Source organism: Pseudomonas sp. KBW05 (assembly GCF_003852405.1).
Classification (GTDB): domain Bacteria; phylum Pseudomonadota; class Gammaproteobacteria; order Pseudomonadales; family Pseudomonadaceae; genus Aquipseudomonas.
On record NZ_QAJM01000015.1, the window covers coordinates 36,751 to 49,515 of the forward strand.

The 12,765-nt window shown below is 63.8% G+C and carries 8 protein-coding genes; 1 reads left to right on the plus strand and 7 read right to left on the minus strand.

The features are described from left to right. Positions 1–144 precede the first annotated feature (144 nt). The 7 genes from DBR46_RS14520 to lexA all read right to left on the minus strand — a co-directional run bounded on the left by DBR46_RS14520 (position 145) and on the right by lexA (position 10,668). Complete coding sequence (locus DBR46_RS14520; protein WP_124526757.1) at positions 145–369, minus strand: DUF465 domain-containing protein; 225 nt, start codon at positions 367–369, stop codon at positions 145–147. A 250-nt stretch (positions 370–619) separates the two neighbouring features. Beyond that, positions 620–3,127 (minus strand): excinuclease ABC subunit UvrA, encoded by a 2,508-nt coding sequence (gene uvrA / locus DBR46_RS14525; RefSeq protein WP_124526758.1) that lies wholly within the window; start codon positions 3,125–3,127, stop codon positions 620–622. A gap of 8 nt (positions 3,128–3,135) precedes the next feature. After that, positions 3,136–4,836, minus strand: coding sequence for an ATP-binding protein (locus DBR46_RS14530; RefSeq protein ID WP_124526759.1), 1,701 nt, complete (start codon positions 4,834–4,836; stop codon positions 3,136–3,138). Between the two features lie 109 nt (positions 4,837–4,945). Further along, positions 4,946–8,038, minus strand: a complete 3,093-nt coding sequence (locus DBR46_RS14535; RefSeq protein WP_218569329.1) for an error-prone DNA polymerase — start codon at positions 8,036–8,038, stop codon at positions 4,946–4,948. Further along, positions 8,014–9,429 carry a DNA polymerase Y family protein gene (locus tag DBR46_RS14540; protein WP_124526761.1) on the minus strand — a complete coding sequence of 472 codons (1,416 nt, stop codon included), beginning with the start codon at positions 9,427–9,429 and terminating at the stop codon, positions 8,014–8,016. The genes DBR46_RS14535 and DBR46_RS14540 overlap by 25 nt, the downstream gene beginning before the upstream one ends. Positions 9,430–9,436: 7 nt before the next feature. Continuing rightward, positions 9,437–10,051 (minus strand): translesion DNA synthesis-associated protein ImuA, encoded by a 615-nt coding sequence (gene imuA / locus DBR46_RS14545; protein WP_124526762.1) that lies wholly within the window; start codon positions 10,049–10,051, stop codon positions 9,437–9,439. Further along, positions 10,051–10,668, minus strand: a complete 618-nt coding sequence (gene lexA, locus DBR46_RS14550) for a transcriptional repressor LexA (protein ID WP_124526763.1) — start codon at positions 10,666–10,668, stop codon at positions 10,051–10,053. The genes imuA and lexA overlap by 1 nt, the downstream gene beginning before the upstream one ends. A 249-nt stretch (positions 10,669–10,917) precedes the next feature. Here lexA and DBR46_RS14555 point away from each other — a divergent pair. Continuing rightward, positions 10,918–12,765, plus strand: a 1,848-nt coding sequence (locus DBR46_RS14555; RefSeq protein WP_256659306.1) for a DUF6531 domain-containing protein, incomplete at its 3' end; no start/stop codon positions are given.

Below are 12,765 nucleotides of genomic sequence, written 5' to 3' on the forward strand. Positions count from 1 at the left end.
ATACCCACCCGGCTCACCGGCGTAATCCTTACACCGTAAAAGCCCCCAAGAGCCGGGTGGGCGGTGGGCATCATAGGGACTGCGCCGGGCACTGTCCCTCAGACAATTCTGAACAAATATGACCTATCCCCGTAGGAACATCAGTTACCCCAACTGCTCCACAATCTTGTCCTTGATCAACAGCCGCTTCTTCTTCAGCTTCTCCACATCCTCATCGCTGGCACTGGCCGCTTCCGCCTTCAACACCTCTTTGTCGGCGTCGTCGTATTGAGTGAGCAGCGAATCCAGACGCTTGTCGCTCGCCCTGCGTTCGTGAACGGCGTCCTTGCTCAACCCCAAGTCCTGATACAGGTCGTGTTTCACTGGCATGGCGTACCTCCGCAAGTTGATCAATGGCTTACGCCCTTGAAGCTAGACCATTGCGCGGGGTCTTGTCATGTTTGAGGTCAAGACACTGCTCTAAATGTGGACACAGCCCCCTGTGGGAGCGGGCTTGTGTGGGAGCGGGCTTGCTCGCGAATACGGTGTGTCAGTCGCCAAATTAATCGACTGATCTACCGCTTTCGCGAGCAAGCCCGCTCCCACACAAGCCCGCTCACAGGTTGATCGGCGCTGTCTGTCAGGTCAGCTCTCGGGCCAGGAAAGGCGCAGTACGGCTGATTTTGTTTTTGGCCACGGTGGCTGGGATTCCGCTGATTACCACCTTCCCACCCAAATCCCCCGCCCCCGGCCCGATGTCGATCACCCAGTCACTCTGCGCCACCACGCGCATCTCGTGCTCCACCACAACCACCGTGTGCCCGGCGTCCACCAGGTGGTTGAGCTGGCTGAGCAAGCGGTCTACATCCCGGGGATGCAGGCCGGTGGTCGGCTCATCGAGGACGTACAACGTGGCGCCCCGCGCATTGCGTTGCAGCTCCGTCGCCAGTTTGATCCGCTGCGCCTCGCCGCCGGACAGTTCGGTCGCCGGCTGGCCGAGGCGCAGGTAGCCCAGGCCGATATCACGCAGCACCTGCAACGAGCGCAGGACGCTGGGTTGTTCGGCAAACACCTCGACGGCCTGCTCCACCGTCAGCCCCAGTACCTCGGCGATGCTCAAGCCTTGCCATTGGATCGCCAATGTCTCGGGGTTGTAGCGCGCGCCGTGGCAGGTTGGGCACGGCGCGTACACGCTGGGCATAAACAGCAACTCCACGCTGACAAAACCCTCACCCTCGCAGTTGGGGCAGCGGCCCTTGGCAACGTTAAAGGAGAATTGCCCGGCATCGTAACCCTGCTGTTTCGCCGCCGGTGTCGCGGCAAACAGTTTACGCACGTGGTCGAACAAGCCGGTGTAGGTCGCGAGGTTGGAGCGTGGCGTGCGGCCGATGGGTTTCTGGTCCACCTGCACCAGCCGATGGATCTGCTCCAGGCCGGCGCTGATACGCCCACCGCTGGTTTGCGGGGCATCGTCCTCCAGGCTCGGCTCTTCATCGTTTTCGACCACGCGACCCAGGCCGCTGCCCACCAGTTCCAGCAGCGCCTGGCTGACCAGGCTGGACTTGCCCGAGCCAGAAATCCCGGTGACGGCCGTAAAGCAGCCCAAGGGAAAATCCACGCTCAGCTCCTTGAGATTGTTGCGCGTCACGCCGTCGAGCTTCAGCCAACCCTGCGGCTCGCGACACACCCGAGGCAAGCCGCTTTTTTCGGCAAACAGATACTCACGGGTCTGTGACGCTTCAATCTGCGCCAACCCCGCCGGTGGCCCGCTGTACAAGACTTGCCCGCCCTGCTCACCCGCCGCTGGCCCCACGTCGATCAGCCAATCGGCGCGGCGCATGGTTTCCAGGTCATGTTCCACCACAAACAACGAATTGCCCGCCGCTTTCAACCGCTCAAGCGCAGTGAACAACGCTTCGCCATCTGCCGGATGCAGCCCTGCCGACGGTTCATCCAGCACATAGATCACCCCAAACAACTGCGACCCCAGTTGGGTCGCCAGGCGCAAACGCTGCAATTCGCCGGACGACAACGTCGGCGTGCTGCGCTCCAGGGACAAATAGCCCAGGCCCAGCTCGGTCAAGGTGCTGACCCGCTCCAACAGATCCTGGGCGATGCGTTGCGCGGCCAGGCGCTTTTCCACCGACAGCTGCATCCTGTCCTGCCCCGCCGCAACCGGCCGCAACAGTTCGGCCAGTTGCGTCAACGACAACTGCGACAACTCGCCAATGTCCACCCCGGCAAATTTCACCGACAGCGCCGCCTTGTTCAGGCGTTTGCCCGCGCACAACGGGCAGGCGCTGCCCTGCATAAACTGTGACACGCGCTTTTTCATCAGCGCACTTTGGCTATGGGTGAAGGTGTGCAGGACGTAGCGCCGCGCACCGCTGAAGGTGCCTTGGTAACTCGGCTCCAACTTGCGCTTGAGCGCGTCGCGGGTCTGCTGCGGGGTGAAGCCGGCGTACACCGGCACGGTGGGGGTTTCTTCGGTGAACAGGATCCAGTCGCGCTGCTTTTGCGGCAGGTCGCGCCAGGGAATGTCCACGTCATAGCCCAGGGTCACGAGGATGTCGCGCTGGTTCTGGCCCTGCCATGCCAAGGGCCAGGAGGCGACTGCGCGCTGGCGGATGGTCAGCGAAGGGTCAGGCACCATTAGCGCTTCGGTCACCTCATACACCCGGCCCAGGCCGTGGCATTGCGGGCACGCGCCCTGGGGCAGGTTTGGCGAAAAATCCTCGGCATACAGCATCGCCTGTCCCGGCGGATAGCTGCCGGCGCGGGAATAGAGCATGCGGATCAGGCTCGACAAGGTGGTGACGCTGCCCACCGATGAGCGCGCACTCGGCGTGCCGCGCTGTTGTTGCAGGGCCACGGCGGGCGGCAGGCCTTCGATGCTGTCCACATCCGGCACGCCAACCTGGTCGATCAGCCGCCGCGCATACGGCGCCACCGACTCGAAATACCGCCGCTGCGCTTCGGCATACACCGTGGAAAACGCCAGGGACGATTTGCCCGAACCCGACACGCCGGTGAACACCACCAGGGCATCCCGTGGAATATCCACATCGACGTTACGCAGGTTGTGTTCGCGGGCGCCGCGCACCCGCACGAAACCGTGGAATTGAGGGATGTTGCGCTGTGAAGTCATGGTCAACCTTATCGCGCGGTGAGCACGCTGCGGACCCGTTGCGTCAGGGCTTCGGGGCTGTAGGGTTTGCTCAGCAGATGAATGTCGGGGCTCAGCAGATGATTGCTGGAAAGAATGTCGCGGGTGTGGCCCGAGGTGAACAGTACCCCCACGGGCGGGCTCTGTGCACGGGCCCAGTCGGCCAGGTCGGTGCTTTTGACGCGGCCAGGCATGACCACGTCGGTAAAAATCAGGTCCGGCAGCATCCCGCCTTGCAATGCCTGCATGGCGCGGTCGCCGTCTTCGGCGGTGAGCACGGTGTACCCGGACTGCTGCAGCAGCTCAACCACGGTCAGGCGCACGCCTTCGTTATCCTCCACCACCAGGATGGTTTCCTGACCGCCGGCGTGCAGCACCTGGTCAATGTGCACATCGAGGCTTTCCGGCTCCAAGCTGTGGGGGAAATACATCTGCACCACCGTGCCCCTGCCCTCCTCGCTCCACATCTCCACATGCCCGCCGCTTTGGCGCACAAAGCCAAACACCATGCTCAGGCCCAGGCCGGTGCCGTGGCCTTCGCGCTTGGTGGTGAAGAACGGCTCGAACGCACGCTTGAGGGTGACCGGGGACATCCCAACCCCGGTGTCAGTGACTGCCAGGCGTACGTACTCGCCCGGCTTGATGCTTTTACCCGCGCAATCGGCGGGGTTGAGAATGATGTTTTCCCCGGTGATACGGATCACGCCCTCGCCTTTCATCGCGTCGCGGGCGTTGATCGCCAGGTTGAGCAGCGCGTTTTCCAGCTGGTTGCGATCGACATTGATAAACCAGGCATCCTGGGGCATTTGCACGTCGATATGGATGGTTTCCCCCAGCGCCCGTTGCAGCAACTCCCCCAAGCCCGCATAGATGCGTTGCGGGTTGTACACGGCGGGCGACAACGGTTGGCGCCGGGCAAACGCGAGCAGTTGCGCCGACAGCTTGGCCCCGCGTTCCACGGCCGCAATCGCCGCCGCCACACGGCGCTGCACCTGGGCGTTGTCCGGCTCATGGCGCGCCAGCAAATGCAGGTTGCCGGCGATCACTTGCAGCAGGTTATTGAAGTCGTGGGCCACGCCACCGGTGAGGCCGCCGATGGCTTCCAGTTTTTGCGACTGACGCAACTGCTCCTCGGCGGCGGAGCGCGCCTGTACTTCGGCGGCCACGCGCTGTTCCAGGTTGTGGGTGAGTTCCTGGCGCAAACGCTCGGAATGCACGTGCTCGGTGGTCTCCACCACGATCGCCAGCACCCCGGCCGGCTGCTGGTTATCGCCAGCCACCGGGCTGTAGTAGAGGTCCAGCCATACGGTTTCCGGCTGGCCGTTGCGCAGCAGCACCAGGTCCTTGTTATTGAACGACAAGGTGCCGCCCGCCAGGCACGTGTCCACCACATGCCGGTTGAAATCGGCGACTTCCGGCCAACCCAGTTCCACCGGCGTGCCCAGCAGGTACGGGTGGCGGCCGCCGGCAAACCGCGAATAACTGTCGTTGTAGATCATGTAGCCCAGCCGCCCCCACAGCATCACCATGGGCACGGGGGACGCCAGCAGCATCTGCACGTTGCAGGCCAGGCTGGGGGACCAGCGGTCGATGGGGCCAAGGTCGGTGGTTGACCAATCGAACGCGCGGATGCGCTGGGCCATTTCACCGGCCCAGCCTTCACAGCCGTGAGAGTTGGATAAAAACTGCATCGGTTGGCTCTGTGCGCAAAGAAGACATCGTCAAGTTTTGGAGCGCTGCAAACGTAGATGGTTTCACCGCATGTACGTTAGGCGCTAAACCCCGCAGCCACCACCGCCCTCAGTGAAAATCCCGGCTGCGCACATTGATCCCGTCCAGCAGCGGCGTAAGGTCGGTCAAGCGCCCGGCGATCAGGTGCCGCACCTCGCCCACCGCTTCCCAACGCCCGTCCACTTTCAGCAACCGCGAGCCCACCAGTGCCTGGCGCTGGCGCTCAGCCAGGTCGCGCCAGACCACCACATTGAGGTTGCCGAACTCGTCCTCCAGGGTGACAAAGGTCACACCGCTCGCCGTGCCCGGACGCTGACGACCGGTGACCAACCCGGCGACGCTGACGTTGCGCCCATGCTCCACCGCCATCAGTTCCTCGGAACTGCGGCAGCGCCGCCGGCGCAACTCCGCACGCAGCAATGCCAACGGATGCGGGCCCAGGGTGGTGCCGACCGTCGCGTAATCCGCCTGCACGTCTTCGCCCACCGTCGGCGCCGGCAGTTCGACCGGCGTTTCGTCGGGACTGGGCAGGCCGGCAAACAGCCCGAGTTGCTTGTGCACCCCGGCCACCTCCCAACGCGCCGCATGCCGGTTGCCCGCCAGGGCACGCAAGGCACCGGCATCCGCCAGCAACGCCTGGGCGCGAGCATCCAACCCGGCGCGTTCGTCGAGGTCGGCAATGTCGCTGAACATACGACGCTGGCGCGCCGCCTCGATGCGCCGCCCATCTTCTTCGCGAAACCCCGCGATCATGCGCAAGCCCATGCGAATCGCCGGTTGCGCGCCGTCGATGGGCTCCAGGCTGCAATCCCAGTCACTGGCCTGCACATCCACCGGGCGGATCTGCAAGTGATGGCGCCGCGCGTCTTGCAGGATCTGGTCCGGGCTGTAGAAACCCATGGGCCAGCTGTTGATCAGCGCACAGGCGAACGCCGCCGGTTCGTGGCACTTGAGCCAGCAACTGGCGTAGGTCAGCAAGGCGAAACTGGCCGCGTGGGATTCGGGAAAGCCATAACTGCCAAAGCCCTTGATCTGCTCGAAGATCTGCGCGGCAAAGGCTTCGCTGTAACCGTTTTTCAGCATGCCCGTGCGCAGGCGCGCCTGATGCGGCTCCAGGCCGCCGTGACGCTTCCACGCCGCCATGGAACGGCGCAACTGGTCCGCCTCGCCGGGGCCGTAATCGGCGGCAACCATGGCGATCTGCATGACCTGTTCCTGGAACAGCGGAATGCCCAGGGTGCGTTCCAGCACCGCTTTCAACTCCGGCGAGGGATAGGTGGTCTCTTCTTCCTTGTTCCGCCGCCGCAGGTACGGATGCACCATGCCGCCCTGGATAGGCCCCGGGCGCACAATCGCCACTTCGATCACCAGGTCGTAGAACGTCTGCGGCTTCAGGCGCGGCAACATCGACATCTGCGCCCGCGACTCGATCTGGAACACGCCGATGGTATCGGCCTTGCTGATCATCGCGTAGGTGGCCGGGTCTTCCTTGGGAATGCTCGCCAACGCCAGGTCCAGATGACGATGGCGGCGCAACAGGTCGAAGCAGCGGCGGATCGCACTGAGCATGCCGAGGGCGAGAATATCCACCTTGAGCAGGCCGACGGCGTCAAGGTCGTCCTTGTCCCACTGGATGATGGTGCGCTCGGCCATGGCTGCGTTTTCCACCGGTACCAGGGTGTCCAGCGGGTATTCGGAAATCACGAAGCCGCCGGGGTGCTGGGACAGGTGCCGGGGGAAACCGATCAATTGCTGGGTCAGCGTCAGCACGCGGCGCAGGATCGGGCTGTCAGGGTCGAAGCCGCCCTCACGCAGACGTTCCATGGGCGGCGCTTCGTCGCTCCAGCGCCCGAAGCACTCGGCCAGGGCGTTGACCTGGTCCGGTGGCAACCCCAGGGCCTTGGCCACGTCGCGCACGGCGCCGGCGCCGTGGTAGCTGCTGACCACCGCCGTCAACGCCGCACGCGTGCGGCCGTAGCGCTGGAACACGTACTGCAGCACTTCTTCGCGGCGTTCGTGTTCGAAGTCCACGTCGATGTCCGGCGGCTCGTTGCGCTCGCGCGACAGGAAACGCTCGAACAGCATGCTCGTCAGGCTCGGGTTGATCTCGGTGATGCCCAAGGCAAAACACACCGCCGAGTTGGCCGCCGAGCCGCGGCCTTGGCACAGGATCGAACGGCTGCGGGCGAAGCGCACGATGTCGTGCACGGTGAGGAAGTAGCTTTCGTAGCCCAGCTCGCTGATCAGCTCCAGTTCGTTGTTGATCTGCTGCAAGGTCTTTGCATCGACGCCCTGGGGCCAGCGCTGGGCGATGCCCTCTTCGGTCACGGCGCGCAGCCAGGATTTGGCGTCATGGCCGGCAGGCACCAGCTCGCGCGGGTAGTGATAGCGCAACTGGCTGAGGTCGAAGGTGCAACGGCGGGCAATGGTTTCAGTTTCGTCGAGCAAGGCTTGCGGGTACAGCGCGGCCAGGGCGTCGAGGCTGCGCAGGTGCCGCTCACCGTTGGGATGCAGGCGCGTGCCGGCTTCGGCCACCGGCACGTGATGGCGGATGGCGGTCATGGTGTCTTGCAGGGCGCGGCGGCCACGGGCATGCATGTGTACATCGCCGCAAGCCACGGCCGGGAGTTGCAGGCTGGCGGCCAGTTGCAGGCGTTGGTGCAAGTGGCGCGCATCGTCCTGGCCACAATGCAGCTGCACCGCCAGCCACAGGCGTTCGGCGAAGGTGTGGCGCAGCCATTGGATATCGGCCTGGGTGTCGTTGTCTGCGGCGACCCACAACGCCAACAGGCCGGGCAGCGGTTGCTCGAAGTCTTCTCGCAGCAGGCGATAACTGCCCTTTTCGGCGCGACGCCGGGCCAGGGTGATCAAGCGGCACAGCTGCTGGTAGCCGCTGAGATTTTCCACCAGCAGCACCACTTTCGGGCCGTTCTCGATGCGCATCTCGCTACCGATAATCAGCGGCAACTCCACCGCTTTCGCTGCTTGCCACGCCCGCACAATCCCTGCCAGGGTGCATTCATCGGTGATCGCCAGGGCGCTGTAGCCCTGATGCTTGGCCCGCTCGAACAACTCCAGCGCCGTGGACGCACCGCGCTGGAAGCTGAAATTCGACAGGCAATGCAGCTCGGCGTAACTCATGCAAACCAGCCTTGCAGCCACAGCCCATCGTTGTGACCCACGGTGCGATAGGCCCAGCCTTGTTGGCCGGCGCGGGTCTGGATCAGGTAGTAGTCGCGGCGGATATCGGCGCCGTCCCACCAACCGGATTCGATGCGCTCCGGGCCCATGAGGATCTGGAGGCCCTGCTCGGCGAGCAAGGTCGGTTCGCTCAGCAACCAGCCGGGGCGCTGGACGTTATCCAGGGTTGGGCCGGGGCGACTGTCGGCCGCTGCTTGCCAGGCGCATTCGGGGCGGTGGTCGGCATGAAAACGCAGGCCCTGCACCGCGTCATCCCCCAACCGTGCGCGCAGGCGTTCGCGCAGTTGCTCCCAGGGCAGGGTTTGGTGCGGGCGATCGTCGAACAGGTCCTGGCGTTGCGGCACAAACACCGGCAAATCCTCGGCTACCAGGCGAAAGCCGCGCACCGGCGAGGTCACCTGCACTTGCTCCAGGCGCCCACGGGCCAGTTCAAACAGCATCGCCGGTTCACGCTCGGCGCTGAGCAGGCCGACCTTGATCACGCTGTCGGGACCCTGGGCGTGTTCCAGGTGCAGGTCGAAACGCTGCACACCACTGTCGCGGCCACAGAGGAAGGCGGACAAATCGCCGGTCAAGCGGCGCAAGGGAAACAGCAGCGCTTGATGGGATTGCACATCGAAATTCAACTCGATGCGCACATCGAACTGATCCGGTGGCTGATAAAACGCCAAGGCCAACGGACGCTGCCCGCTCAGGGCGTCCAGGTGCTTGAGCAGGCTGGCGTCAAAGCGTCGCGCCAGCGTATGCCGGGGCAACGCCTGCACCTGAGCCAGGGTGCGCAGGCCCATGCGCGACAAGGCCGTGGCCGCCTGCGGGTCGAGGCCGGCGCGGTCGATGGGCAGCGGCGCCAGGGCTTGCATCAAACGTTCATCATCGGCCACGGCCAGGCCATCGTAGAGATTGGCCAGTACCCGCGCCGCAGCCGGGTTGGGCGCGGCGACGATACGGTGACGAAAGCCCAGCTCGGTCAGTTCTGCGCGCAAACGCGCTTCGAACTGCGGCCACGGGCCGAACAAACCCAGGCTCGATTCGATTTCGAACAACAAGGCGCGCGGGTAATACAGGCTGACCTGGGAGCTGAAGCGATAGGCCCAGGCCGCGAGGAATTGCTGCCAGCGCTCGATCTCGGCGGGGTCGTATTCGGCACTGGCAAACGTCTTGGCCAGGGCATGGGCCGCCGTCAGCGACTGGCCGGGGCGCAGGCCCAGGGCGCGGGCGGCGTCATTGACGGTTTGCAGCACGCGACGCTGTGGCGTGCCGGCCAGCAGGGCCAGGGGCTGGTCCGGTTCGGGGTGCGCACGCTGCACCCCGTCCAGCGCCAATTGCGGGAAGACAATACACACCCAGCGCATGCCAACCTCAGTGCCCGGCCAGGGCAATCGGCGCCGGATGGGCCAGGCCGCCACGGCACTTGAGCACCCGCACTTGCGCGGGTTTCGCTTCAACCGCCAGACGCAAAGCAGCGGGCGATGAGTTGATCGCCTCGCTCAAGGCGCGCCAGGCAAACGCCAGGGTCTGCCCGGTTTCCGCCGCCACCTGCAAGCGGCGCAACGCGCGATCATCGGCCTTGCGCGGCCAGCACAACACCGCGCCGCAACTGCCGGAACGCAGACATTGCTCCACCGCCCACAGCGCATCACGTTCCTCGGCCTGGATCACCGAGAGCAGGCGCAAATCCACCCCGGCGTTCTGCCAGGCGTGGGGATACGGCGTGTAGGGCGGCGCCACCAACACAATGCGCTCGCCGGCCTTGGATAAGCGCGCCAGTGTCGGCAGTACCAGTTGCAACTCGCCGACGCCCTCCTTGGCCATGAGGATTTCACTCAAGGCCGCCTCCGGCCAACCGCCGCTGGGCAACACCGCGTCCAACCCCGTCAGCCCGGTGGGATGCACGCTGGCTGGCGGCGCGACGGGCCGGCCTTTCCACACGCGGCCGCCATTGAACAGCGTATCCAACGCAACGACGGCGCCCATCAGCCCTGCCTCACCAGGCCGCAGAACACCCCTTCGATCGCCAGGTCCTGGTCAGGCTTGACCACGATGGGTTGATACGCAGGGTTGCGCGGCAGCAAGCGCACGCTGTCGCCATGGCGTTCGAAACGCTTGATGGTCACTTCACCGTCCAGGCGCGCCACCACGATCTGCCCGTTCAAGGCTTCGGCGCTGCGGCGTACACCCACCAGGTCGCCGTCGAGGATGCCGTCTTCGATCATCGAATCGCCCTGCACCCGCAGCAGGTAGTCCGGGGTTTTCGCGAAGGTGGCAGGGTCCAGTTGCAGGCGGCTGTGCACGTCGGCATCGGCGCCAATCGGCAAGCCCGCCGCGACGCGGCCGAGCACCGGCACATCCAGCCATTCGGGCCGCGGCGGCTGGTTGAGCAAGCGAATGCCGCGCGCCTGGTTGGGGTTGACCTCGATAAAGCCGGCTTCGGTCAACGCCAGCACATGCTTGCGCGCCACGCTGCGCGAGGCAAAACCGAACGCCTCGGCGATCTCGGCGAGGCTGGGGGGCTGGCCTTGCTGCGCGATACGGTCGCGGATAAAGGTCAGGATGGCGGTACGGCGGGGGGTTAGAGTCGTCATGGAGTACATTTGTACTCCTGTGGGAAATTTCTGACAATAGCCGCCAGTCGTATGGCGGCACACAAGGGCTGTTGAAACGTCCCACGCAACCGCCGGATTAGCTCTACTGCCCTGCCCTGGGAACGCCTGCAAAGTCCTTCGCCTGATTTCACCGTGCGAGGGATTGCAGATGAGTTTTTTTGTGAGTGTCTTGGTGAGTGGGGCTGTGTCGTGATTTCCGCGACCAGCCAGGCGATTGGCTACATGGTACTGGCAGCCATGGATTCAACGACGCGGGACGTCGAATCCGTGATCAGCGACTTCAATCGCTGCCTCAATACCTACGACGTGTGGGCCGAGAGCTTTTTCAGCTTTTCGGCGCTGGATGTCGAGCAGGTGTTCAAGGTCGGCAATGAGGTGACGCTGGTCGCTCCGATCAACCGCTCCATCCTTCCCAGCAGCACCACCGCAACGTGCTCGGCCAACGGCACGTTGACCTTGGTGCATATGTTCCAGAGCGCGCGGTTCGTGCCCATCGGCAATACGCCGGTGATTCTGCAACGCGTCGATCCAAAAGGTGGCCCGCTGGGCGAACCTATCCATAAAACCATCGGGCCCAGCGGCATTCTTGAAGTCACCGAGTGTGATCGCAACCAGGCGTATCGGGTCAGTTTCTACCCCAACGTTTCCAAAGATCATGTCAAAGCGCTGTATGCCTCCTACCAATCGGTAATCGTACCGCTGGAAGGCTGGCTGCGCAGTGAATGGGCAACCACCTTTAAGCCGCTGTGGAAGAGCTACTCCGAAGCGAACTTCCTCAAGCGCTATCTCTCGTTGCACCAAGCCTATGCGCGTGGGTTTGGCGAGGCGCTGTATTCACTCTGGGACACCATCAAGCAATTGTTCCTGTGGCTTTCGGACCCACTGGGGAATGCTGAAAAGCTCCTGCATTACCTGTCCCCGCAAGCCTTCGAAGCACTGCTGAGCATGAGCGCCGAAACCCTTGCGAAGGGTTTGCTGGTGCTCAGCGATGAGCCGTTGTTGTTTGTGTATCTGTCGGCAATGGTCAGTTGGATGCGCCTGTTGCCGCCGCCGTACATGAACGAGTTATTGGGGCAAATCAGCGCCGAAGTATTGATCAATCTGTTGCTGTGCCTCGCCACTGCCGGGATGGGTGTGGTGGTGCGCATGAGTGCCAAGGTGTTGGGTGGGATCAAGTCGAAGCGGGCGCGCAGGTGGTTGGAACACATGGCTGGGCAGTTCGGCAAGGCTCGACTGGGAGAGCATGTCGAGGCGTCGAAGCCCTTGCTATTGGGTGGGCCGTCGGTGGCGATCAAGACGGTGCCGGATGTGCCGTTGAAGGCTGGGGAGCAACTGGTTTCCAACCCGGTGCCGGTGGTGCGGGACAAGGGTCGGCAGCAGACCGTGCTGGTTCGCCAGGAAGCTGTTGATGATGTGCCTGCTTCCGGCAGGAATGCCAACGGTGATGCGGCGGCTTCTGCGGACAAGACCGCTACCAATGGTTGCCCGGTGTCGATGGTCACTGGAGAAGAGTTGCTGACCCTGACTGACGGCACGCTCGATGGGATCTTGCCGTTCGAGTGGACGCGGTTGTATCGCACCAGTGCGGTGGGCGTGGATTGTGGGTTGGGGTTTGGCTGGAGTCATGCGCTGGCGCACAGGCTTTGTGTTTCGGGCGATTCGGTGGTGTGGACGGACCATGAGAATCGGTCTACCACCCTGCCCTTGCCTACGGTTGCTCGGCCTGCGATTACCAATAGCCTGGCCGAAGCGGCCATTTATCTCGGGACGTTGCCTGACGAGTTGGTGCTGGCGCAGGCGTCGCGTTTCTACCACTTTCAAGAGGGTTTGCTGACAGCCATCAGCGATGCGTATGACAACCGGCTGCGGATTTCCCGGGATGTGTTGGGGCGCATTGAGCGGTTGGACAACGGTGTCGGGCGTTCGCTGTTTTTGCGGTATTCGGCCGATCGTATCGTGGCAGTGGATTACCAGATTCAGCGGACCGAGGGTTCTGATCCCTACGTTTGGGTAACCGAGTACAGCGTTGTTTCCTACGCCTATGACGACCTTGGCCGACTGGTTTCGGCGACCAATGCCGTAGGC